Origin of the sequence: Paenibacillus septentrionalis, assembly GCF_042659865.1 — a bacterium.
Classification (GTDB): Bacteria; Bacillota; Bacilli; order Paenibacillales; family Paenibacillaceae; genus Pristimantibacillus; species Pristimantibacillus septentrionalis.
Map to the genome: position 1 here is coordinate 236,444 of NZ_JBHSTE010000006.1, position 24,245 is coordinate 260,688.

The 24,245-nt window shown below is 42.2% G+C and carries 19 protein-coding genes; 15 read left to right on the forward strand and 4 right to left on the reverse strand.

What is annotated here, in order from left to right; translation table 11 throughout:
* The first annotated feature begins 41 nt into the window (after window positions 1–41).
* Window positions 42–872, forward strand: coding sequence for a DegV family protein (locus ACFP56_RS18045; protein WP_379237155.1), 831 nt, complete (start codon window positions 42–44; stop codon window positions 870–872).
* Between the two features lie 117 nt (window positions 873–989).
* Here the strand turns inward: ACFP56_RS18045 and ACFP56_RS18050 are convergent, their stop codons facing one another.
* Window positions 990–2,492, reverse strand: a complete 1,503-nt coding sequence (locus ACFP56_RS18050) for a DHA2 family efflux MFS transporter permease subunit (protein ID WP_379237157.1) — start codon at window positions 2,490–2,492, stop codon at window positions 990–992.
* A gap of 172 nt (window positions 2,493–2,664) precedes the next feature.
* Between ACFP56_RS18050 and ACFP56_RS18055 the strand changes: the two genes are divergently transcribed.
* A complete protein-coding gene (locus ACFP56_RS18055; RefSeq protein ID WP_379237159.1) occupies window positions 2,665–3,546 on the forward strand; it encodes a TetR/AcrR family transcriptional regulator in 882 nt (293 codons plus the stop codon).
* A gap of 59 nt (window positions 3,547–3,605) precedes the next feature.
* Here the strand turns inward: ACFP56_RS18055 and ACFP56_RS18060 are convergent, their stop codons facing one another.
* From ACFP56_RS18060 to ACFP56_RS18070, 3 genes are all read right to left on the reverse strand, one after another.
* Entirely contained in the window at window positions 3,606–4,370 is a 765-nt protein-coding gene (locus ACFP56_RS18060; protein WP_379237161.1) for a GNAT family N-acetyltransferase, read from the reverse strand.
* 117 nt (window positions 4,371–4,487) lie between these two features.
* Window positions 4,488–4,766 carry a barstar family protein gene (locus ACFP56_RS18065; protein WP_379237163.1) on the reverse strand — a complete coding sequence of 93 codons (279 nt, stop codon included), beginning with the start codon at window positions 4,764–4,766 and terminating at the stop codon, window positions 4,488–4,490.
* A complete protein-coding gene (locus ACFP56_RS18070) occupies window positions 4,766–5,317 on the reverse strand; it encodes a ribonuclease domain-containing protein (protein WP_379237165.1) in 552 nt (183 codons plus the stop codon). Before ACFP56_RS18070 ends, ACFP56_RS18065 begins: the two co-directional genes overlap by 1 nt.
* A 180-nt stretch (window positions 5,318–5,497) precedes the next feature.
* Here ACFP56_RS18070 and ACFP56_RS18075 point away from each other — a divergent pair, with 180 nt between their 5' ends.
* The 13 genes from ACFP56_RS18075 to ACFP56_RS18135 all read left to right on the forward strand — a co-directional run bounded on the left by ACFP56_RS18075 (window position 5,498) and on the right by ACFP56_RS18135 (window position 24,223).
* The gene (locus ACFP56_RS18075) at window positions 5,498–5,947 is read left to right on the forward strand and encodes a GNAT family N-acetyltransferase (protein WP_379237167.1); all 450 of its coding nucleotides are present in this window, start codon (window positions 5,498–5,500) and stop codon (window positions 5,945–5,947) included.
* Between the two features lie 27 nt (window positions 5,948–5,974).
* Window positions 5,975–7,246, forward strand: coding sequence for an MFS transporter (locus ACFP56_RS18080; protein ID WP_379237169.1), 1,272 nt, complete (start codon window positions 5,975–5,977; stop codon window positions 7,244–7,246).
* A gap of 60 nt (window positions 7,247–7,306) precedes the next feature.
* Window positions 7,307–7,684, forward strand: coding sequence for a RidA family protein (locus tag ACFP56_RS18085; RefSeq protein WP_379237171.1), 378 nt, complete (start codon window positions 7,307–7,309; stop codon window positions 7,682–7,684).
* Between the two features lie 137 nt (window positions 7,685–7,821).
* Window positions 7,822–9,702: a CHASE2 domain-containing protein gene (locus tag ACFP56_RS18090; RefSeq protein ID WP_379237173.1), complete on the forward strand. Its 1,881-nt coding sequence runs from the start codon at window positions 7,822–7,824 to the stop codon at window positions 9,700–9,702.
* An 87-nt stretch (window positions 9,703–9,789) separates the two neighbouring features.
* A complete protein-coding gene (locus ACFP56_RS18095) occupies window positions 9,790–11,358 on the forward strand; it encodes a stalk domain-containing protein (protein ID WP_379237175.1) in 1,569 nt (522 codons plus the stop codon).
* Between the two features lie 31 nt (window positions 11,359–11,389).
* Window positions 11,390–14,695: a FecR domain-containing protein gene (locus ACFP56_RS18100; RefSeq protein ID WP_379237177.1), complete on the forward strand. Its 3,306-nt coding sequence runs from the start codon at window positions 11,390–11,392 to the stop codon at window positions 14,693–14,695.
* A gap of 152 nt (window positions 14,696–14,847) precedes the next feature.
* Window positions 14,848–16,029: a sn-glycerol-1-phosphate dehydrogenase gene (locus ACFP56_RS18105; protein ID WP_379237179.1), complete on the forward strand. Its 1,182-nt coding sequence runs from the start codon at window positions 14,848–14,850 to the stop codon at window positions 16,027–16,029.
* Between the two features lie 160 nt (window positions 16,030–16,189).
* Entirely contained in the window at window positions 16,190–18,070 is a 1,881-nt protein-coding gene (gene htpG / locus ACFP56_RS18110) for a molecular chaperone HtpG (RefSeq protein ID WP_379237181.1), read from the forward strand.
* 309 nt (window positions 18,071–18,379) lie between these two features.
* Window positions 18,380–19,543 carry a GntR family transcriptional regulator gene (locus ACFP56_RS18115; protein WP_379237183.1) on the forward strand — a complete coding sequence of 388 codons (1,164 nt, stop codon included), beginning with the start codon at window positions 18,380–18,382 and terminating at the stop codon, window positions 19,541–19,543.
* The gene (locus ACFP56_RS18120; RefSeq protein ID WP_379237185.1) at window positions 19,540–20,358 is read left to right on the forward strand and encodes an MBL fold metallo-hydrolase; all 819 of its coding nucleotides are present in this window, start codon (window positions 19,540–19,542) and stop codon (window positions 20,356–20,358) included. Before ACFP56_RS18115 ends, ACFP56_RS18120 begins: the two co-directional genes overlap by 4 nt.
* 24 nt (window positions 20,359–20,382) lie before the next feature.
* Complete coding sequence (locus ACFP56_RS18125) at window positions 20,383–21,471, forward strand: extracellular solute-binding protein (protein WP_379237187.1); 1,089 nt, start codon at window positions 20,383–20,385, stop codon at window positions 21,469–21,471.
* A gap of 20 nt (window positions 21,472–21,491) precedes the next feature.
* Complete coding sequence (locus ACFP56_RS18130; protein ID WP_379237189.1) at window positions 21,492–22,499, forward strand: ABC transporter ATP-binding protein; 1,008 nt, start codon at window positions 21,492–21,494, stop codon at window positions 22,497–22,499.
* Window positions 22,500–22,516: 17 nt separating this feature from the next.
* Window positions 22,517–24,223 (forward strand): ABC transporter permease, encoded by a 1,707-nt coding sequence (locus tag ACFP56_RS18135; RefSeq protein WP_379237191.1) that lies wholly within the window; start codon window positions 22,517–22,519, stop codon window positions 24,221–24,223.
* Window positions 24,224–24,245 lie beyond the last annotated feature (22 nt).

Here is a 24,245-nt window from a genome sequence, read left to right on the forward strand (position 1 = left end):
ACACTTACTAGATAGCTAGACTAGAGAAATGAGGCGAGGGTTTGAAATTCTCCTTAATTGTTGATTCTTGCTGTGATGCAACAGCGTCTCTTATTAAAGAACTGAAACTGGTAAAAATACCGCTTAATTTGATGCTAGGCGAACGCGAAATAATTGATGACGAACGATTGGATCTTACCCAGTTTATGCAGGATATGAAAGCCTGTACAGGGAAGGTTGGTTCATCCGCACCCGCGCCTGCCTTATATCAACAAGCCTTTGATGCTTCAGAGGATGCTTTTGCGGTAACGCTATCAAGCAAATTGTCCAGCTCCTATTCCAGTGCTGTATTAGGCAAGGAAATGATGGAGTCCAAGCAAAACGATGTTTATATTTTTGATTCTAAAAGCGCATCAGCGGGACAATTGCTGGTTGTATTGAAAATTCGAGAATATGCCCAGCTTGGCTTAGCCAAAGCGGATATTATAGAACGTGTGGAGCAATTCATTACACATATGAAAACGTATTTTGTGCTAGACAACATTGATAACCTCATGAAAAATGGACGACTAAGCAAAGTTAAAGGAAAGCTGATTAATATGCTTAACATAAAGCCACTTCTTGGTTCGGATGGAGACGGTAATATCGTCAGTTATTCTAATGTGAAGGGGCAAACAAAAATCGTTAAAAAGCTTGTTGATACGATAACAGAAAGCGGCAAGAAGACTAGTGGGGAGCACGCGGTCATTTCACATTGCGACAATGAGGAATTGGCGGATAGATTGAAGCAAGCCATCGCTGAGCGCTTTGACTTTAAAGAAATTGTTGTTGTGCCTACAGGTGGAGTCAGCTCGCTGTATGCAAATGAAAAAGGAATCATTTTAGCGTTCTAGCTGTTGTAATTTATAGTATAATATGACCGAATAACATAAAGAGGAGCAACGATAACCGTTGCTCCTCTTAATGTTTACTGCCGTGTCCACTATTAGTGTATGCAGCTTAAGATTGGTTTATGACTTATTGTTAGCTGCATCGACAGCTTCCATTTTGGCAACGGCCTCTTCACTAACATCTACTCGTTTCATAAAGAACGTTAAAATTAACGCTACAGCTGTTGTCAAGGTTGCAATAAGGAAAGAGAATTGAATCCCTTCAAGCAAGCCAAGCTGAGTAATTTGTGCTTTTTCAATATCAGTAATGGTTGTAAGGTCAACCTTGCTGAACTGCTCTGTGATGCTGCTTTCGGCTCTTGAATTCATAATCGACACGAACACAGCTGTTCCGAGTGCACCAGCTACTTGAGAAAGCGTATTGTTAACCGCTGTCCCGTGAGGGTTTAGTCTTGTTGGTAGCTGGTTAAGACCGTTCGTAATTATTGGCATCATAACCATGGAAATACCGAACATCCGAATGGAGTAGATCAAAATAATATGAGCATATGTCGTATCCAAATTAAAGTGCGTCATCTGATAAGTCGTTAAGCACGTAATTGTAAAACCGACTATTCCAAGCACGCGTGGACCGAACTTGTCGAACAGCTTCCCTGTGATTGGAGACATAATCCCCATTACAATAGCACCTGGAAGCATCATCAGACCAGAATCTAAAGCTGAAATGTGGCGTACGCTTTGCACATAGGCAGGCGTAAGAATCATGCCTGAGAACAAAGCAGCTGAGTTTACAACCGAGATAAGCGATGCTAATGCAAACATTGGATACTTATATACAGACAAGTTAAGCAAAGGAATATCCAATTTGAACTGACGAAGTGTGAACAGTATGACCATGATTGCACCGACAATGATTGTAATAAGTACAACCGGGTCACTCCAGCCTTCTGAGCTTGCGGTACTGAAGCCATAGAGCAGGCCGCCAAAACCGACGGTAGATAACACGACAGACCAATAATCCAGTGTTGTATGACGGGTAGGCATAATATTTTTCAGCTTAAATACGGCAAGCACCAGGCTTATAACTGCAAATGGCAAAATCATTTCGAATAGCAAACGCCAGTTGTAGTATTGAACAATATATCCAGATAGCGTTGGACCAAGTGCTGGTGCAACGATCATAACTAACCCGAAAACCCCCATCGCAGTTCCACGCTTTTCGCGAGGAAAGCTGATTAGCATCGTATTCATCAGCAACGGCGACATTACGGATGAGCCTGCCGCTTGAACCATTCGTCCAGCGAGCAAGAAAGCAAAATTTGGGGCAAAAGCAGCCATTGCTGTACCAAGCGTAAACAGCAGCATGGACGTAATAAATAGCTGTCGATTAGTGAATTTTGTAAGCAGGAACGCAGATACAGGAATCAAAATCCCGCTTACGAGCATGTAGCCTGTAGAAAGCCATTGACCTGTAGCATATGAAGTAATCTCGAAGTCAGCCATAATCGTTGGCAGGGCAACGTTCAATAATGAATTGTTAAGAAATGAAACAAATGCACCGAAAAACAAAATCCCTAGCATAAAATAGGGTGGCTTCTTTAGCTGTTGTAAAGAATCGCTCATTACGTTTTACGCTCCTATCGTTAATTTATTTTAGTATTAAAAAAAGTGTCACTTGATGATTTTATATCAACAGTTCATTAATTTCAACATTTTTATACCGACAGTCTAAAAATGTTGAAAAAACAAGAGGGTAGTGGTTATACTAGTGTTAACTTGCAAGTAGGAGGCGTATATGAACAAGCGTAAAAAAATGGTCGTTGATCACGCCAAAGCACTTTTCCTGGAAAAAGGGATACAGCAAACCTCGATTCAAGATATTATTGAACGTTCAGGTATTTCAAAAGGTACCTTTTATAATTACTTTTCTTCTAAAAATGAATGTGTAGCAGCCATTTTGGAGCAATCCAGATTTGAAACGAATATTCGTAGACAAGAGCTGCAGCTTGGTAAGGATGAAAAGGATATTCAACTGCTTATCCAGCAAATTACAATGCTGTCTAGAACGAATGAACAGCAAGGCATAAGCGGAATGTTCGAAGAAATTATGCATTCAGGTGATGTTGAATTAAAAAAAGTAGTCTTGCAATATCGAATGATGGAAATTGAATGGCTGGCAGATCGACTTGTTGAAGTATTCGGTGATGACCTGAAGCCACACGCAATCGAGGCTGCTGTTATGTATTACGGCATGCATCAGCATTTGCTGTTTACGGCCAAGATAATTCACCAGCAGCGTACGAATGCAGAGCAAGTAGCAAACTCAGTATTCCACCATTTGAGGCATATTATCAATAATTTGCTGCATGAAGGGGTAGCAGTGCTTGATCCTGAGAAGCTGGTCCTATTTAAAAATAATTTTGAACAGGATCATATTTATCGCGAAGAATTAATTTTGCTGTACGTTGATCTTATAGCAAATACTCAGCTTACTAAGGTACAGCAAGAGCTTACCGAGGCATTGAAGCAGGAGTTGGAAAGAAACGAGCTGCGAATAAGCATTATTAATGCGCTGCTCTCCCCGTTCATAGACGCGTTCCGAAATACGTTGCATTTTGAGCAGGCAAAGGAAATTATGAGTGTAACGTGGACGTATATTAAGCAGAAGGGTAAATAATAAAAGTTAAAAAAGCCCCTAACCGATAAGACATGATTGCCGGTTAGGGGCTTGCTTTATTACGGCTTTACACGATACCAGTACGTATAGGCCTCTTGATAGCCAAGCTTGGCATATACACGTTTGGCAGGCTCATTAGCTGCTACAACAGCCAGATAGCTGTTGGAAGCATACGGCTTGCACTCATTCAGCAGGCTCCAGAGCAAATAGCTGCACAACCCTTGATTTCTATAAGCCTCAGCTGTAATGACATCATAGATGCCTACATATCCTTGATCGACAACAGCCATTGCTAAAGCTGCAATTTCGCCATTTATGCTGCAGCTTGCAAGCATAAGCTTTCCTGGCATGGCAGCGATCATATCGATCATCGTTGGAATTAATGCACGATCAACTCCGCTAAGCTCACAGTAATGCTCCAGCCATTTCAACGAAATATGTTCCTTAATACAGAGCTCAATTGCTGCAGAGTCGTTAAGAGCGGGTTGTGGCGGCTGCTTCGATAATTGCTCGAGAGACATAGTGAGCATCAGAGAAGGTTCAATTAAGTCATAGTTCAATTTATCCAGCGTTTCATCAAGCTGCGGCTCTGAGAAGGGCGTTAGCTTGAAAATAGTCGGTTGCTTGATGGACATATATTTTAGCTCACAGGCAGCGATATTCACATCCAGCTGCTTGCTGGAGCTTTGAATGGTACTGATGCAATTAGCACGCTTGGTGTAGCCGTTTGACATTCGCAGCTTCCACCCGTCCATATATTCTGTATTTAATGCTGGCCAATGTATCAGGCTCAGCTCTTCAAGTTGTTGTAGTGGTAATGACATATCATTTCCCTCCTTCTTAACATGAATAATGATACAATAATATGTATAAGTATGCAATAGGACGGAAAAAAATACATGATCGCCTTAATAGGCGATCATGTAAAAACCAGGAATATCTTATTCTTCCTCATCCACGATATAACCGAAGCTTAAAGCTTCAACCTCACCTGCTGCTTCCTCGAAGATGGTAGTAATTGGGGAATAATCAGTATCATTGTTGCTATCGTTGTACCACAAAATTGTTATAGGCAATGAAATTTCTCCTGTCAGGCAATCCCATAATGCGTCCAGATTATGTCCATAATGAGCAGGAAAGTTTAGCTTGTCTGCGAGCCAATGATGGACTGATTCATATGCAGCTAGCTCGGACAGTTTTAGCTCAATTGTTTTTTCCATTAGTCTATACCCTCCGTTATATCGGTAAAGCTTTTGTAATGATCTGTTGTCATATAGATCAAGCCATCATTGGAAAACACAATGCGATCTGCATTGCGATGACCGCCATTATAGTTAATATCTGCTTCATACCATACGCGTCCTTCTGCAGCAGGCAATAACCCTTCCCGATTACCGAAGCGATCTCCCCCAATACTCATACCTGGGGCAACGTCATGCAAATTTCCTTCAGAGGCTACCCATCCTCGCTTTTGCGCTTCGTTTTTTGTGATAAAATTTTCTGGCAGCTCGCCATGCTCTCGTATGTATGCGGCTACCTCCTCAAAGCTGGTCAAGGCTTGCAGAGGCACTTCTGCTGTCTTTTCTGCGTCTGCAGCAGCCTCGTCTCGTGCAGATGTGTTTTCGGCATTATGCTGCTCGGCATTCTGTGGTGAGGAGCTGCTAACTGGAGTACTTATTATCGTTCCACATCCAGAAAGCAATCCGATGATTGCGAATAGCATTGCGATAACAGCTAGTTTAGCAATACGTCTTACATTAAAAGGATTCAAATGCTTCATCTCCTAGTACACAATATGTATCTGTATTTTTAATAGTATACGTGAAGATGTTTTATAGCGCAAAACGTTAAAAGATGCATGTTGGTGATATGATTTTTTGCGTATCCAGTGTATGATGGTTAAGGAACAACATGAGACTGAATAGGCGTGAAGGTAAAGGAGTAATTCTGTATGAAATGGAGCATCAAGCATTTTAATGAACTAACTAATCTAGAGGTTTATCAAATGATTAAGCTGCGCACCGACGTATTTGTTGTAGAGCAGGAAAGCATTTATTCCGATTGTGACAACAAGGACTTAGATGCTTATCATGTTCAGCTTAGAGATGAGCAGGATCAACTTGTTGGCTATTGCAGGCTGCTTAATCAGGGGGTTAGCTATGAAGGCTATTCAATTGGAAGAGTCATTATCGCTCCTTCGTTGCGAGGGACAGGATATGGCGATCAACTGGTGATGCGAGCCGTTTCCTTTATAAAGGAGCATTGGAATGGCAAGGTGATTACGATATCAGCACAGCATCGACTTCAGAAGTTCTATGAAAAAGCAGGGTTTCAAGCGGAATCAGAGCCATACCTAGAGGATGGAATTCCGCATATTCAGATGTCGCTTCATATTTTGTAAGCAAAGACAGCTTAGGGAGGCTTTAATGTGAAAGTTTCAATTCGATCGCTGACCAATCCATACAGCAGAGCAAAATCAACCTATCGCCAAGGGATGCATACTGCCGTCATTGAAGGTATGTGGGCTATGCTGCTGCTAACTATGCTGATGGGTCCCTTTTTAACAGCGTACTTGTTATATTTGGGGGCAAACTCCAAGCAAATTGGAATCGTGCTGGCAATTCCCGCTTTAGCCAATTTATTACAGGTCCTAGCAGCTATGTATATGCAAAAACTTGCTAATCGTAAACGCGCTTTCATACTTTTCACATCTGCGCACCGTATTGTGGGACTATCTACAGGATTGATTCCTTTCATATTTCCCAAGGACTTGTGGCTGACTTCTTTCATAATTATGTTTTTGTTATATTGTCTTATAAACGCGTTTGCAGGAGTTATCTGGACATCCTTAATTTCGGATATGGTTCCGGCTCAGGTTCGCGGAAAGTACTTTGGCATTCGTAATGTTCTTACAAGTGCTGTGAATAGTGCAGGGCTTTATATCACGGGTGTCATAATCGATACTTTTCCAGGGGCAGCGGGCTTTAATATCATGTTTGCAATTGCAGCAGTTACAGTCGTAATGAATATCATTTATTTTAATAAATACCCGAATCCACCATTTGAAAAAAGCGAAGGAATGAAGCTAGGAACCTTTGTGCTCCGACCATTTCATGATCGCAACTTTTTTAAAGGGCTGATCTTTTTAACAGCGTGGACATTGATTATTACGATGACGCATCCTTTCTTTTCATATGTCATGCTGGACGTACTCCATGTTCCTTATGCGACAGTTGCTAATCTCGTGATCTTGCAGACGATTGCTTCCATGGCTGGCTTTTACATTTGCGGCTTGCTGTCTCGCCGTTTCAGCGAGCGAACGCTGCTGCTTAGCTCGTTGCCGTTTTTAGCGCTTGCATCGTTATTGTGGAGCGTAACGAATTTTCTTCCGCAGCTGCTTGTGCTTATTCTGATCTATTTATTGCTTGGTTTTGGACTAGGAAGCTATAACCAGCAAATTTTTATATTTATGATCGGATCTTCATCGAAAGCAGAACGTCCTATTTATATTGCTGTTTTTTCTGCTATTACAGGAATTGCGGGATTTATTGGGCCAGCCCTCGGTGGAGTTGTGTTCGAGGAACTGAAGGCATATCCGCTGTGGCTGCAGGAATATGGACTGTTTTTGCTGCTTGGAATTATTTTGCTTGTGCTAGCATGTATTGTTGCGCCAATTGTTTTTCGAAAAGCAAAAAAATAAGCTATAATAGATGAAGCAGTAGCGTAAATTTGCAATTATGCACAGAAAGGTAGTGTCGTTATGAAGAAAGCAGTACATACCGATTTGGCTCCTCAGGCAATCGGTCCCTATTCACAGGCCGTTCAAGTAGGTAATTTGTTGTTTACTTCAGGCCAGCTTGGCATGGACCCTGTTACGAATGAGTTTCCTGCAACAGCAGCTGAGCAAGCTAAGCAGTCCTTGAACAATGTTAAAGCAATCGTAGAAGCCGCGGGTGCTTCAATGAACAACATCGTCAAAACAACGGTTTTCTTGAAGGACATGAATGATTTTGCAGCAGTAAATGAAGTATATGCGAGCTTTTTTGAACAGCCATTTCCAGCACGTAGCGCTGTTGAAGTAGCTCGATTGCCTAAAGATGCCCTTGTCGAAATCGAGGTTATCGTACAGCTTGGCTAAATAGATAAATAGAAAAGCGAGATTTAATGCTAGTACAAATCTCGCTTTTTTGCTGAAATAAACCTATTTAAAACGTATAAAACTGTACAGCTTTCTATTGATTTTCAACAGTGTTGGTCTAATAATGTAATAGATAGATGTTTTACCAATATGAGATAGAAAGTGGGGTTATATTGAAAGTTTCAATACGTAGTACTTTAGTCATAGTAAACCTTGTCCTATTAATCGTTATACTACTAAGCTATTCCTTTCATACCTTTCAAAGACTAGAATCTCTTATATTTGACCATAACATGAAACAAACAGCTACGCATGATCCTGATCCCCATATCGTAGTCATTGCAATAGATGATCGTTCCGTGCAAGAGCTAGGCATATTTCCTTGGGATCGATCGATTTACTCCTCCCTTTTAGCAATGATTAATGAACCAAATTATGAGCCAGCAGCTATTGCCTTCGATATCGTCTTCAGCGATCCGAGCAATGAGGATAGCGATGAGATATTTGCTGAAGCGCTTGCTGCTTATCCCAACGTTATTTTGCCAGCAGTTGGGATTACAACAGGTGATGTGTTTCGTACAACAAATGTGAGCAGCGATCAGTATTTGCAGGTCTATGATATCCATTATGCCTACGACCTGTTCTCGCAGCATACCGAAAATGCACATATCAATCGAGTAGTTAGTCATGATGGCGTTATACGTCAAACGTGGCTGAAGCTGCAAGCACCTGATGGCGAAATTATTCCATCACTTGCTTATCGAGCAGCAGAAATGGCGGGCGCCGATTTATCAATGTACGAGGATTGGACAGATCGTAGAAAAACGAGTGATCCAATCGCGAAAAATACTATAACCATTGACTACAATCAGGTGACGGAGGACTACTTAACGATCTCTTTTGTCGACGTCTTATATGGCGAGATACCGCCCGAAACCTTTCAGGATTCAATTGTATTTATTGGGGTAACTGCAACCGGCTTATCTGGTGAAAGCGGACAGGACTCTGGTCCTACACCACTGGAACGAGACACCAAGCTCGTTTATGTCCATGCTGGCATTACGAATCAGCTTTTAGAGGGCACGCGCATTGTATTCGCGCCTAATGCGTTTGAGTGGATAAGCATTATACTTGCTTTTCTGTTGTTCATGTGGCTGCCTTGGCGCTTCAAAAATCAATATACGTTCATTGTTGCGATTATTTCAATTGCAGGTGTATATGCACTACAGCTTTATTTGTTCAAGCAGTTTAACTATCAATTTAGCGTGCTGTATCTTATATCGTCTATTGTAATCGCTTATATCTTTAATGTGTCATTGAAGTCGTACATGGAGCAGCAGCAAAAAAACTTTGTAACACGTCAATTTGGACGATACATATCGCCCGATCTAGTGAAGAGCATCGTAGATCAGGGGATTGATATTCAACTTGGCGGAATATCGAAGCGAATCACAATTTTGTTTCTGGATATACGCGGCTTCACATCTTTATCAGAGAAGCTCACTCCAGCTGAGGTCGTCGATGTATTGAATACAAAATTTACGATGATTACGAATACCACTTTGCAGTTTAATGGAACCATTGACAAGTTCATAGGTGATGCGGCAATGATTCTGTTTAACGCCCCGCTAGATGTTGAGGACCATGAAAAGATGGCAGTGTATACGGCTTATCAAATTCAGAAAAATATGAAGCCGATCCGAGATCAGCTGCTGGAGAAGTACGGAGTAGAAGTTGCGATTGGTATTGGAATACATACAGGCAATGTCGTAATTGGCAACATTGGTTCGTACTTGCGTATGGATTATACGGCAATTGGAGACAGCGTTAACACTGCTGCTCGCATTGAATCAGGCACAACTGCTGGGCAAATTTTAGTATCAGAGGAAGTTTACAAAAAAACTGCGGATATCGCACAGTATGGACCCGCTGAAGAGAAGCTTTTTAAAGGGAAATCACAGCCCATCCCAATCTACGAGCTTCTTGGGCTAAAAAAAGAACCGGATATTGAGAGCTAGATTACAGAAAGTTTAGATTAAAGGTCGTATGATAAACAATAGCAATGCGCAGCTTTATAAGTGCAGCGCAGTAGGAGATGATACGTGATGAAGCAAAAATTATTAAGGGGACTCGCAGTATCTGTTTGTGGAGCAATGCTGCTGGCACCAATGTCCGTTTCGGCCAATCAAGCGGTGCTAAAGGATAGACATTTGTATGAAGTAAGAACATTGACTGGACAGTTTCAGCCTGGATTTCTCGATGGTTCCGCTCATACAGCAAGCTTATACAATCCAACCTCTATTATGGAACTGAATGATGGAACATTGCTAATTAGCGATACCGATAATCATCTATTGAGATTGTATTCGTATGATCAAGTGACACGCTACAGTGGGACGATTCTTGATCTTGATGAACATGGACATCCACTTGGAGCATTCCATGACGACAGTAAGGAGAACGCTTTTTATAGTCATCCGTCTGGCCTGGCTATCGATCAGCAAGGCAACATCTATGTAGCCGACAGCAATAATCACAGCATTCGTATCATTACACAGCAAGGTGAAGTAAAGACAATTGCAGGTACAGGAGTCCTTGGCTATAAAGATGGACGAGGAAAAGATGCGCAGTTTTATGCTCCATCAGATGTAGCAGTAGATGGTAAAGGCAATATATACGTTGCAGATACGCTTAATCATGCAATACGTAAAATTGATGCTTCAGGCAATGTAACGACGCTGAATAAGCTCTCGGATCGCATAGTTGAATTCTTCGGCGGTATGGTTTCGGAAGCTGGAGATTACAATGATGGTCCACTTTCTGAGGCTTTGTTTAATGAACCTACCGCACTAGCTTTTGATGAAAAAGGAAATCTATATGTAAGTGATACAGGCAATCAGCGTATACGCTATATTGATCTAACTGCACAAGAGGTTACGACTGTGGCTGGAGGCGGCTCGTATGGTCAAAACGACCTATATGCCGAGGCAGCTTACCAGGATGGCGCTGCTGAACAAGCAAGATTTTCCTCGCCTATGGGCCTTTCAATTGCTTCTGATGGCTCAGTGTTAATTGCTGACCGTAACAATCATACGATAAGGCTTCTTGCTGATGGTGTGGTGTATACCTTGGCAGGTCAGGCTGAGGAGCATGGAAGATCGGATGGAGTCATGAATGCTGCAATGCTAAACGAACCAACGGATGTTATTGAGCTTCGTGATGGCTCGCTTGCAATAACAGATTCTAGTAATAATAAGGTGCGCATCATTAAGCGCTATGAGCAACCACAGCATGAAGAGGATGGAAGCATTCATGTAATCATAAATGGAAAGCTTCTTCTTTCAGATGTTGTACCGCAGCTGCATGCTGGCCGTACCTATGTCCCTCTTCGTGCATTGGCCGAAGAGCTTGGGTATGAAATTACGTATAACAAGGACAGCAGACAAACAAGCCTTGTAATTGACGAGCATACATCCTTGATCTTCTCTGATCGTGGAGAAGCTACTGTGAGATTGACAGAAGAAGAAGCTATTTCAATAGACTCTACTAGCATCATGGTGCAAAATCGCTTGTTTGTTCCTGTACGCTTTGTTACAGAAGAGCTAGGTTATGACGTTCAATGGGACCAGGAGCAAAAGCATGTTGTTATACGACCGTATCTATTTTTGGAATAACGCTATTATTACGATCAAAGGAGGGTAACGGATGAGAAAGAGTTTTATATTTTGCCTAACATTTATTTTTACATTTGTTTTGGTAACTGCAAATGTTGGAATGGCTGAGGCGTCAACTTCCCGAGTAGCTATTATAGCCAGTCTGGAAGGGACTGTAGAGGTACAAAAATCAGGTGGTAAGAAGACGCTTAAAGGCTTTAAAAATATGAGCCTGAATGAAGGCGATATTGTTACAACAGGAAGCAAGAGCAGCGTTGAACTGAAGTTTTCCAATGGAACATCTACGGATGATACGCTTATTTTGGAGAGCAATTCAACTGTAACCTTCAGTAAACTGTCTTCCAGAAGTGGAACGACAACGAAAGTGAAGATGAAAAGCGGCAAGGCATGGGTAGATGTGAAGTCAATTACGACCAACGATGATAACTTTCAGCTGGAAACACCAACCGCCATCATGGGTGTAAGAGGTACTAATTTTTTTGTAGGTATCAATCCTAATAACGGGGAAAGTGTGATAGGATTATTATCTGGTAGAATCGATTTATCAGGCCAAAGCAACAATAATCGCCCAACTAAGATATTCCCATCGCAGATCATATCCACCAATCCGCAGCAAGATGATATCAGTCAAATTTCAAATAAAACAATGGAGCAACTGCTGCAAAATGCTAGTCCTTCAGTAGTTCAGGCAATTCTAGATAACTTAATTGAAATTCAGCAGGAAAATGAAGAAATGCTCGAACGAATTCGAAATTCTAGTAGTAATAATGAAAATGATCCGCTGAACGATGAAGCGTTTCAATCTAATATGTCTAACCTGGCATTAGCATTGTTGCAAGCAGCAAGAAACAACGAATTGATCAGCGAGGACGAGCAAAGAGAGTTAGAGAATGAAGTTCGCAGAAATTCCAAGCAACCGGATCAAATAACTGGTCAACTAAGTAGCGACAATTCAAGAAATTATGATTTTATACTTGATGAAGAAACTAGGAAAGAACTAGCTCGACAGCAATCAGATGCTATAATAGCAGAAATTAACCGCAAACAAGAGGAGCTACGACAGCAAAATGAGCTTGCAAGGCAGCGAGCGGAACAAGCTGCATTAGAAAGATATTTGCGTGAATTGGACGAAGCGCAAAAGGCACGATTTGAACGAGATAGAGAACAGGCTTTAGCTACACCAACGCCAAGACCAGTGCCGACACCAAGACCAGTGCCGACACCACCAAGACCGACGCCAACACCGACGACACCGACACCGACGCCGACGCCTAGTTGGGATGATGTAGCCGTGCCTTTTAATGTAGTTCATGCACATTCGGATGGCACGAGAGGGCTGGAATATTCTCCTTATGAATACGAGCTAAGTTACTCGTTGGGAGAGGTAGTAGCAAAAACAGGCGATCAGCTGCGCTTCACACCAAAGGATGATAGCTTTACACTGAGTGCAGTGAAGCTTAACGGAGAAGTACTACCGTCTGATGGTAATATGTTCATATGGAATGTACCTGAGGAGAGTACCGAATTTGTTCTGACACTCGAGATGGATCATGTTGACTATGGTCCAGGAGAGTTAGCACTGTACGGTTACTTGTATGTAGAAGAGCCACCAAGCTGGAATGATGAGCCAGCGCCGTTTACTGTGGTACATGTGTCATCAAGCGGGGAAACGGTAGAGCTAGGCTATGAGCCGTATGGCGATGAGCTGGGCTACAGGCTAAGTGGAGAAGTAACAGCACGGTCAGGCGATGAGCTTCGTTTTACACCTAAGGATGAATCGTTCACACTAAAATCTGTAAAGCTGAACGATGAAGTGCTGCAAGCAGACGGCAATAGGTTTGCATGGATTGTACCGGATTATACGGCAGAGTTTGTTGTGACATTAGAGATGGAGCATGAGGAATATGGTGAGGGCGTGCTGAAGCTGTACGGTGTTGTACAGGTAGAAGTACCGCCAAGCTGGAGCGATGAGGCAGCGCCGTTTACTGTGGTGCACGTGCATTCGGATGGCACGAGAGGGCTGGAATATTCTCCTTATGAATACGAGCTAAGTTACTCGTTGGGAGAGGTAGTAGCAAAAACAGGCGATCAGCTGCGCTTCACACCAAAGGATGATAGCTTTACACTCAGTGCAGTGAAGCTTAACGGAGAAGTACTACCGTCTGATGGTAATATGTTCATATGGAATGTACCTGAGGAGAGTACCGAATTTGTTCTGACACTCGAGATGGATCATGTTGACTATGGTCCAGGAGAGTTAGCACTGTACGGTTACTTGTATGTAGAAGCACCGCCAAGCTGGGAAGATATTGAGCCACCGTTTGCACTTAACCTGAATACTGATGGAATATCAGCCCCACTCGCCCTTGGCAGTTCAGGTGAAAGCCTTGAATATGTTGTCGATGAAACGATCATCGTCTCAGAGGGAGATATGCTTGAAATCTCCTCAATTAACAGTGAGTTTGAAGTTAGAGATGTTTATTTGAATAACGAACTAGTACCGAATTATGATAACAATTTTATCTGGATGCTGGAGCCAATTAGCCATACTTTAAATATTGAAATTAAGGTTTACCATCAGACAATGGGTGAGGCAACTTATCGTGTAGTAGTAATGACAAAACCAGTTCCTCAAGGCTGGGAAACAATTTTTAATCCAATTAATATTGTGTTAACTAGCGAAGGAGAAGAACAACCAATCACCTATACACATGGTGCTGACCACTTTCTACTAATTGTAGATGAGCCAATTGAGTTAACAGAGCCAACACAGATTTATTTTGAATCGTCTTCGGAAGATTATTACATTTCCAATATATGGTTTGATGGAGGGGAGATGTATAATGAAGAAGGTCGCTATTATTGGTATGTCAATCCTAGATATGAGCAGAATTATGAGATTGGAATTGTAATGAATCATTCGGAATATGAAGAAACTGTATTTTACCTGCAATTGAACATTACCACTGATCCAACGTATATGCCTGTCCGGTTTTATGTAGGAAATGCTGAATCAGAACTAGGCGATTACTGGGAGCAAGACTATTCTAGCAATCCGGATCAGAACGGAGAGTATGTAAGTGTACTAGATCTGGGTGGAATTTTTGCTTGGAACCTGCCATACCATTTATATGTACAGCCTGCTTCCGCTCCAATTGTGAGGCTTGAATATAATGCTGAAGGGGAATGGATCGAGATCACGCCAGATATGGAAGGTAATTATTTTATTCGACTAGAAACGTACGGCGATGTAATGTATCGACTGACATTATGGGATTCAGCGGCAATGGAAGAAAAGGTTTATTTAGTTAGAGGCGTTGTTAATGGTGGCGTATAATATTTGCTCATAGACATGACGAAGGAATTAACAAGGGCTATAATAAAAGGAGGTCACGTCCAAAGTGCCAGTCACTTTGGGCATCGACCTCCTTTTGTCGCCTTGTCAAAGATTGAGCAAATAAAATATATATTAACTTAGGTGGGATGCTCATGAGTTATACAGCAGATATTGATTCGATCATGAATGGATTGGCGCCAGAATTGCGGGCAAGCATAGGAATGGATACCATCGTAGTAGAAGCAGGAGCACTTAAAAAGGTAGTTCCATACGTACTGCAACGATATCAGCATGTTATGCTAGTCGTTGATGAACATACATACAAGGTCGCTGGAAAGAAATTGGAAAGTGAACTGAATTTAGATGCTCGAAGTCTCCATACTGTTTTTATCTCGCCTAACGCGATAGAAGATGTAGTAGCCGACGAGCAGTCCATCGTAGAACTTGTATTAGCAGCCAAGCAATTTCAACCTGATATATTGATCGCTTTAGGAAGCGGCACATTGCATGATATTACGAGAATGGCAGGTTTCATACTCAATCTTCCGTTTATTTCAGTGCCCACTGCACCATCTGTAGACGGCTTTAACTCCAAAGGTGCACCAGTGATACTGCGTGGTGAAAAGAAAACGATTGTCTCTATTGGACCAGTTGCCGTTTTTGCAGATTTGGATATTTTGCGAAAAGCGCCACGTGAACTAATTGCAGCTGGCTTTGGCGATATCGTTGGAAAGTTCACGTCTTTGTTTGATTGGAAGTTTGGTCAGCTAACGAATCAGGAACCGTATATGGAGCAGGCATATCTTATAACGAAGAATGCACTCGACAAATGTGTCAAAGCCGCTGATCTGATTGAGCTAGGAGATCAGGAAGGCATTGCCTATCTAATTAGCGGATTGATTGAATCGGGCATTGCGATGCTTATTTTCGGTAAGTCTCATCCCGCCTCTGGTGCTGAGCATCACTTGTCTCATTATTGGGAAATGGACTTTATTAAGCAAGGAAGAAAGCAGCTGCTGCATGGAGCAAAGGTTGGGGTAGCCTGCACCATTATTGCTGAGCTATACCATCGCTTGGCAGAAGAAGAGTTTGGTTTGCAGTCTGATGTCCGAGAGTCAGTTCGAGTGAACTGGGAGGAAATAAAGCAGCATATTGCAGAAATCCCGAGCGCAGCTGAGCTGAGAGCGATGATTGCCAAGGTAGGTGGACCAACCACGATTGAAGAGCTTGGCGTACCGAGCGAGCTTGCCGAAACAGCACTGAAGTATGCACATTTAGTGCGTCCTGAACGCTATACCCTACTTCATGCTTATAATACGAAAGTCGAGCAATAAGACGGAAATTTGATGTCCTTTACTCAAGCGACATAGCCTTAATCTCGCTTTTGTTGACAATCAATTTCAAATTATGGTATATATTTTATAGATTAGCACTCTTACTCAGTGAGTGCTAACAAATGTGAATTTCTTTGTTGAAAGGAGATTGTAATCAACGATGTCGAAGAAGCAGTTTAAAGCGGAATCCAAGCGATTGCTGGAAATGATGATTAACTCCATTTATACACAGAAGGAGATATTTTTAAGAGAGCTTCTGTCCAATGCAAGTGACGCAATTGATAAAATTTACTATAAAGCACTAACAGATGATAATTTAGTATTCAATAAAGAGGATTACTTTATTAAGATAGCAGTTGATCCAGATGCTCGTACGTTAACGATCACGGATACGGGGATTGGAATGACGAAGGAAGAGCTGGATAATAATTTAGGTGTTATTGCGAAGAGTGGCTCTCTAGCGTTCAAAAAGGAAATAGAAGCTCAAGATGGTCATAACATTATTGGGCAGTTTGGTGTTGGCTTCTACTCCGCTTTTATGGTAGCGGACAAGCTTGTTGTAACGTCTCGCGCATTAGGCAGCGATGAAGCTTATCGCTGGATTTCTACCGGTGCGGATGGCTACTCGATAGAGGCTGCAGAAAAAGAAACTGTTGGAACTGAAATCGTCATGTACATGAAGGAAAATACAGAGGATGAGCAGTACGATGAGTTTTTGGAGCCTTATCGCTTGAAAGCAATCGTTAAGAAATATTCGGATTTTATTCGCTACCCAATCAAAATGGATATGAAAACACAAAAGCCAAAAGCAGACGCTGAGGGTGAATTTGAAGAGGTAGTTGAAGAACAAGTACTTAACAGTATGGTTCCGATCTGGCGCCGCAACAAAAGCGAGCTGACAGACGAGGATTATAATCAATTCTATATGGATAAGCGTTATGGATTCGATAAGCCGCTTAAGCATGTTCATATTAGTGCAGACGGTGCGGTTGTTTATAATGCAATTCTTTTCGTCCCAGAAAATGCGCCGTACGATTACTATACGAAGGAATTTGAAAAAGGGCTGGAGCTTTACTCCAACGGCGTCCTTATTATGGAGAAATGCGGCGACCTGCTGCCTGACTATTTCAGCTTTGTGAAAGGGATGGTAGATTCTGAGGATCTATCGCTGAACATTTCACGCGAGCTGCTGCAGCATGACCGTCAGCTCAAGCTGATTGCAAAAAATATTAAAAACAAAATCAAGTCCTTGCTACAATCCATGCTTAAGGACGAGCGTGAAAACTATGAGAAATTTTTTGCAGCATTCGGTCGTCAGCTAAAGTTCGGCGTGTACAACGATTACGGCATGCACAAGGAAGATCTGCAGGATCTGCTGATCTTCACCTCCTCCAAGGAGAAAAAATTGGTTAGCCTTGCTGAATACGTTGAGCGTATGCCAGAGGATCAGAAGTATATCTACTACGCTACTGGCGAATCGATTGCGCGTATTGAGAAATCTCCGCAGCTTGAGATCGTACTGGATAAAGGTTATGAGGTATTGTACCTGACAGATGATATCGACGAGTTTGCGATTAAAATCATTGCAAGCTACAAGGATAAGGAATTCCGCAACGTCGCAAGCGGTGATCTGGGCTTTGAAGCGGATGACAGCAACGAGCAATCAGAAGCGGACAATGAAGAAACTAAAGAGCTGTTTGAGCGTATGGCTTCCCTGCTTGAAGGGAAAGTAACGTCGGTTAAAGCATCGAAGCGCTTGAAAAGCCATCCAGTTTGCTTGTCTTCTGAAGGTGAGCTTTCCATCGAGATGGAGAAAATTCTAAAGGCGATGCCGGATGCTGGTGGAATTAAAGCAGATAAAGTGCTGGAAATCAACATTAACCATGATGTATATGATGCTTTGAAAAAGGCTTACGATGGCGACAAGGAAAAGTTCGAGCTGTATACGCAGCTGCTTTACAGTCAGGCGTTGCTGATTGAAGGTTTGTCTATTGAAGACCCGGTAGAGCTAAGCAACAACATTTGTAAAGTGATGGTGTAACAGTAACGTTAAGCACGAATTAATGATTAGCTGAATAGCAAGGAATAGCTCCCATTCTGGTTAGAGAATCTGACGATTTTCTACTAGGGTGGGAGTTTTTGTTATTCCTTCCTCAAGAGATAGTGAATGAACCAGCAATTTTCTGACATGTGTCACTGATATGTTAATAGATGGAAGTGTGATTTTACAAACACTTTACACATATGTCATTGAATATGTCAGTGACATATAGTAAGGTTGTTTTAGATCAGGCCTGATAATGGTTTAAGCGCTTCCTGAACAGTTTATAAGAAAGAGGAATGTCCCACTATGAATCCAGACTTTTCATCTAAACATCCAAAACAACAGTTGTATTTGCAGGTTGCGGAGAAGGTGATCGAAATGATTGATCAGCGTAATCTGCAGCCTCATGAACCTGTTCCTTCGGAAGGTGAACTAGCAAAGCTTTTTGGTGTTAGTCGTATGACGAGCAAGCTGGCTCTGGAGAAATTGGCAGAGCAAGGACTTGTCTACCGCTTGCCGAGAAGAGGGACATTTCTGGCCGACAAAGGCGAGGGAGGGGCCATCTTTCGCAATGATTCGGCTAACCTGGTGACGACTGCAGCTGAGAAGAAAAAGAATAAGCAAATCGCATTGATTATGCCTCATATGTCAGATTATACCTCTAGAATTATTCTTGCCATTGAGCAAGAGCTGCAAAAGCATGATTTTGATATGATTCTTAAAATTAGCAAAAGCAAGGATGATGAAGATCGGTATCTGCAAAGGTTAATGGAGTTTGGGATCGAGGGTGTGATTTTATTTCCTCAAGGTCGTAAAACGTGCAGTGATCAGATGCTTCGCATAAAGCTGGAACAAATCCCGATCGTTATTATTGACCGTATTTTTCGTGAAGTGCAAATTGATTGTGTTTATCACGACCATTACCTTGGATCTTACGAAATGGCGAAATATTTGATTGCAAAAGGACATCGTGAGATTGGATACACGTCAAATGCAATTGAGAATATTACAAGTCGAGAAGAGCGATATCAGGGTTATATCCAAGCCCTGCTTGACCATGGGATTCCGGTGAAAAAGGATTACATCCATTTTAGAGACGAGCCGTGTGATTCAAATCGCGTCAATGAGATGGACCAAGAGCAGATGCAATTTATAAGCAATAATTCTGAGATGACTGCTGTCATGTGTGGGGATGATCATGTCGCGATATCTACCTTGTTCACCGCACTGCAGATGGGGATTTCTGTACCAGAGCAATTGTCGATAGCCGGGTTTTCGAACATAAAGCTGTCAGCGTTTACACCTGTGCCGCTTACTACGGTAAGGCAGGATACGGAACGGCTCGCTCGTTCTGCGGTTGAATTGCTAATGAAGAGGGTCAATTTATCTAAAGAAAAACATTTAACCATTAAAATTAAAACTGAAATTATTGAAAGAAAATCAGTGTTAGACAAAGGAGTTTCTCTATGAAAATTCATTTTCTCGGCACGGCAGCAGCTGAAGGCTTTCCAAACGTATTTTGTCGTTGCGAGAGCTGTGTAAAAGCACGTGAGCTTGGGGGAAAGAACATCCGTACACGCAGTTCGGCCATAATTGACGACACCATCAAATTTGACTATTCCCCTGATTCTTACATGCAGGCACTGAGAGACAACCTCGATTACAGCTTGATCGAGCATATGCTAGTGACCCATACCCACATGGATCATTTTAACGCATTGGACTTGGAATGCCGCAGAATAGGAATTGCACACGATCTGGAGCATCCGATGCATATTTACGGCAATGATGCTGTCATGGCGCATACGCGTTCTGCGATCGGCAGGTTTGAAGGTGAACGATATAAATTTCATTTGCTTCGACCTTTTGAAACCTTTTATGCAGGTGATGCTAAAGTAACTCCGCTGCTTGCGGATCACGATAAAATGGAAACCTGCCTGCTATATGTTGTTGAAAAAGGCGGGAAGAAGCTGCTATATGGCCATGATTCCGGATGGTTCCCAGAACCGACATGGGCTTGGCTTAAGGATCAAGAGCTGGACTGTGCAATTTTGGATTGTACGCATGGTTACACTGGTAAATCGCGTGACCGCAACCATATGTGCATCGAAACGGTGTTTGAGGCTCAGCGTGAATTTCAAGCCAATAATATATTAAAGCCAGATGGCAAAATCGTTGTTACTCATTTTAGTCATAATTCCAAATTGCTTTATGAAGAATTTAACGATATTTTCAGTCCAGCCGGTATTATTACTGCCTACGACGGATTGATCTTAACCATTTAATGATGATGAGGGAGCGATAAACAAATGAAAAAGTTGATGAAAGCAGCTGTAGTTACATTATTGTTTTGTTTAACATTGGCAGCATGTGGTGGTGGCAATTCAGGAGCTAATACGGGAACAAATGCAGGTGGTAATTCGCCTGAAGCTGAAGTGAAGAATGAAAAGCTGATTGTGTATACGAACGCGAATTCAGACGGACGTGGAGAATGGCTGGTTGAAAAGGCAAAAAGTGCAGGGTTTGACATTGAAATTGTAGGCGCTGGCGGAGCGGACTTGACTAACCGTCTAATTGCTGAGAAAAACAACCCAACTGCTGATGTCGTATACGGACTAAACAATATGCTCTATGAAAGTTTGAAAAAGGAAAGCGTTCTCGTTTCGTATGTACCTAGCTGGGCTGGAGAAGTAGAAGCTGGCTTGAATGACCCTGAAGGGTTTTACCACGGTCTAATTAAGCAAGCGATTCTACTTGGTTATAATCCAGATGCCTTTACGGCTGAAACGGCTCCAAAGGACTGGACGGATTTGTATCAAAACGAAGCGTTTATTGGCAAATATGAAGCGCCAACCTTGCTTGGACAAAACACACCTCGTTTGGTCGTTGCCGGCATTCTTGTGCGATACATGGATGAAAACGGAGATCTTGGCATTTCTGAAGAAGGCTGGGAAGAAATCAGGAAGCTGTACGACAATGGTGTAAGAGCGATAGAGGGCGAGGATTTCTACGCGAATTTGGCTAGTGGTAAAACGCCGATGGGCGCACTCGTTTCCGGTACATTGTCTTCTAAGGAAGAGCAGTACAATGTGAAAGCTGGTATCGTAAGTCCTGAAATTGGCGTACCGATGGTAGTTGAACACGTTGCGATTATTAATGGTACGAAAAAACAAGATACAGCAGAGCGTTTCGTTGAATGGATGGGTTCTGCAGAGGTGCAAGGCGAGTTTGTACAACAATTTAATGCAATGCCAGCCAATACGGTAGCCGCTGAACAAGCAAATGAGCCGATTAAGGAGCTGTTTGCAGATTTGAAAGCACAGCCTTTTGACTGGACGTTTATTGCGGATAACATTGATCTATGGGTAGAGAAAATTGAGTTGCAAATAATGAAATAGACAAAAAAGCAGGGATAATGATGATAACATTTCAAGATGTGCAAATTCATTTCGGTGATTTTCATGCCGTGAAAAATCTTAATCTAAACATTAACGAAGGCGAATTTTTCACATTTCTTGGGCCATCGGGCTGCGGCAAGACGACTATTCTCCGCAGTCTGGTCGGTTTCATCTCTCCGTCAGGCGGCAATATTACGCTTGACGGACGGGACATTACGCATGTACCGATTGAAAAAAGAGGAATCGGCATGGTATTTCAAAGCTACGCCTTGTTTCCGACGATGAATGTGTATGAAAACATTGCATTCGGTATGCGGGTCAAGAAAGCATCAAAGGCTGAAATTGACAAAGATGTACGCGAAATCGCCCGTAAGGTCGATCTGAAGGATGAGCAGCTGTTCAAGAAAGTATCTGAGCTTTCAGGCGGTCAGCAGCAGCGTGTTGCCATTGCGAGAGCGCTTGTGTTAAAGCCCGCAATTCTTGCGCTTGACGAGCCGTTATCCAACCTGGACGCCAAGCTGAGAGTACAACTGCGCAATGAGCTAAAGCTGCTGCAAAAGCAGTTTGGCATTACAACGATATACGTCACGCATGATCAAGAAGAGGCGTTGACGTTGTCTGATCGTATCGCCGTATTTAATAATGGTGTGGTTGAGCAGGTCGGAACACCACAGGAAGTGTACGATCGATCCCAAACCGAATTTGTTTGCAACTTTATTGGTGACATTAATCGACTAGAGCCTGAGTTGATTGAGAACAGCAGCTTGAAGCAGATTGTTAAGCCTGGCAAAATTGCTTACGTCCGCAATGAAAAGGTAAGCTTGCTTCCACTGCCTGGTGAGGGAGTCGTTCATCTTCAGGGAGAAGTTGTTGATCGTGAATTTTATGGGCTGTACAGCAAATACGTTTTGAAGGCTGCTGGCGGAACACTATTAAAAACGATTGAAAAGGAAAACGGACTTGAGCAGCGCAAGGTCGGCGACCGAGTAGATATTTATATTAATTCAGAGCATATTTTACAGTATTAGTGAGTGGGGGTAGGACAATGAAGGCGCATAATTTGAGCAATAAGCTAAAGTCCATTCATCCGGCCACACTCATTATGTACGGTCTGATTGCTTGGTTTGTCGTTGCATTTTTAATCTATCCTAATCTTAATATTTACTATGAAATCTTCTTCAAGGGCGGCAGTTTTTCGCTAGAGCCGATCGAGAAGCTGATTACATCGAAGCGGGCTATGACGAGTCTGTTTAATAGTTTTTTGCTGGCGATATCACTTGTCATCACAGTGAACACTGTCGGTATTACATTAGTGCTTTTTGGTGAGTACTTTGCGATTAAAGGCGCAAAAATATTACGTCTTGGCTACTTTACAACATTGATCTACGGTGGAGTCGTGCTCGTATCAGGCTACAAATTTGTATATGGGGAAAGCGGTTTCATGACAAAGGTATTGTCCAGCATTTTTCCAGCCTTCGATCCGTCATGGTTTCACGGTTACTGGGCAGTGTTGTTCGTAATGACCTTCGCATGTACATCCAACCATGTATTGTTTTTAGGGAATGCGATTCGGAAGATCGATTATCAAACGATTGAAGCAGCTAGAAATATGGGGGCATCGACGTTATATATTTTACTTCGAGTTGTGCTGCCTGTATTGAAGCCGACGCTATTCGCGCTGACGATTTTGGTGTTTCTGACGGGCCTTGCAGCTACGTCTGCTCCTCTTATTTTAGGGGGAACAGAGTTCCAGACGATTACACCTATGATCTTAACATTCTCGAAAAGCATGACGTCTCGGGATTTGGCGGCATTGCTCGCTCTTGTGCTAGGCTTGGCTACGTTGATCTTGTTGACCATTATGATCAAGCTGGAGCGTAAAGGGAATTTCATGTCCGTTTCTAAAGTTAAATCAGAGCTTGTGAAACAAAAAATCAACAATAAAGCCGGCAATATTATTGCCCACATCATGGCGTATTTCTTATTCCTTATTTATATTATACCGGTTGTTCTGATCATTATTTTTTCATTCACCGATGCGCAGAGCATATCAACTGCTACATTAACGTGGAACAGCTTTACGTTAGACAATTATGTGCTTGTGTTTTCCAATATGGCAGCAATTAAGCCTTATTTAATCAGTATTGCTTATGCGGCAGCCGCTTCAGTAACGGTCGTGCTGCTTACGTTGGCTGCTTCACGCATCCTGCATAAATATAAAAACAAATGGGCTACTGCCCTGGAGTATGCGCTGCTAATTCCATGGATGCTGCCATCAACATTAATTGCGATTGGATTAATTGTAACGTTTAATGAACCGAGGTTTATTATTGGTAATTCTGTATTGGTTGGAACCGTATGGATGCTGTTTCTCGGTTATGTGATTGTGCATATTCCGTTCACATTGCGTATGGTTAAAGCTTCCTTCTTCACCTTGGACAATAATTTGGAGGATGCTGCGAGGAATTTGGGCGCGAAATCATTTTATACCTTCCGCAGAGTGCTGCTGCCGATTATATTGCCATCAACACTTGCGGTATTGGCATTGAACTTTAACAACACATTAGCTGATTATGACTTGACTGTTTTTCTATATCATCCATTGTATCAACCGCTTGGTGTCGTCATTAAAAACAGTACAGATGCACAGGCATTGGCCGATACGAGAGCATTGACGCTTGTTTATTCGGTCATACTGATGGTGATGTCAACCATTACGCTTTATTTTGTATATGGTAGAAAAAAACTATAAACCTTATGAACGTTAAAAACGA

What these genes read in the sequence shown, in the direction of transcription:
- ACFP56_RS18050 (WP_379237157.1), bottom strand. Translation starts at nt 2,492, where the DNA reads ATGAGCGATTCTTTACAACAGCTAAAGAAGCCACCCTATTTTATGCTA.
- ACFP56_RS18055 (WP_379237159.1), top strand. Translation starts at nt 2,665, where the DNA reads ATGAACAAGCGTAAAAAAATGGTCGTTGATCACGCCAAAGCACTTTTC.
- ACFP56_RS18060 (WP_379237161.1), bottom strand. Translation starts at nt 4,370, where the DNA reads ATGTCATTACCACTACAACAACTTGAAGAGCTGAGCCTGATACATTGG.
- ACFP56_RS18065 (WP_379237163.1), bottom strand. Translation starts at nt 4,766, where the DNA reads ATGGAAAAAACAATTGAGCTAAAACTGTCCGAGCTAGCTGCATATGAA.
- ACFP56_RS18075 (WP_379237167.1), top strand. Translation starts at nt 5,498, where the DNA reads ATGAAATGGAGCATCAAGCATTTTAATGAACTAACTAATCTAGAGGTT.
- ACFP56_RS18085 (WP_379237171.1), top strand. Translation starts at nt 7,307, where the DNA reads ATGAAGAAAGCAGTACATACCGATTTGGCTCCTCAGGCAATCGGTCCC.
- ACFP56_RS18090 (WP_379237173.1), top strand. Translation starts at nt 7,822, where the DNA reads ATGTTTTACCAATATGAGATAGAAAGTGGGGTTATATTGAAAGTTTCA.
- ACFP56_RS18095 (WP_379237175.1), top strand. Translation starts at nt 9,790, where the DNA reads ATGAAGCAAAAATTATTAAGGGGACTCGCAGTATCTGTTTGTGGAGCA.
- ACFP56_RS18100 (WP_379237177.1), top strand. Translation starts at nt 11,390, where the DNA reads ATGAGAAAGAGTTTTATATTTTGCCTAACATTTATTTTTACATTTGTT.
- ACFP56_RS18105 (WP_379237179.1), top strand. Translation starts at nt 14,848, where the DNA reads ATGAGTTATACAGCAGATATTGATTCGATCATGAATGGATTGGCGCCA.
- htpG (WP_379237181.1), top strand. Translation starts at nt 16,190, where the DNA reads ATGTCGAAGAAGCAGTTTAAAGCGGAATCCAAGCGATTGCTGGAAATG.
- ACFP56_RS18115 (WP_379237183.1), top strand. Translation starts at nt 18,380, where the DNA reads ATGAATCCAGACTTTTCATCTAAACATCCAAAACAACAGTTGTATTTG.
- ACFP56_RS18120 (WP_379237185.1), top strand. Translation starts at nt 19,540, where the DNA reads ATGAAAATTCATTTTCTCGGCACGGCAGCAGCTGAAGGCTTTCCAAAC.
- ACFP56_RS18125 (WP_379237187.1), top strand. Translation starts at nt 20,383, where the DNA reads ATGAAAAAGTTGATGAAAGCAGCTGTAGTTACATTATTGTTTTGTTTA.
- ACFP56_RS18130 (WP_379237189.1), top strand. Translation starts at nt 21,492, where the DNA reads ATGATAACATTTCAAGATGTGCAAATTCATTTCGGTGATTTTCATGCC.
- ACFP56_RS18135 (WP_379237191.1), top strand. Translation starts at nt 22,517, where the DNA reads ATGAAGGCGCATAATTTGAGCAATAAGCTAAAGTCCATTCATCCGGCC.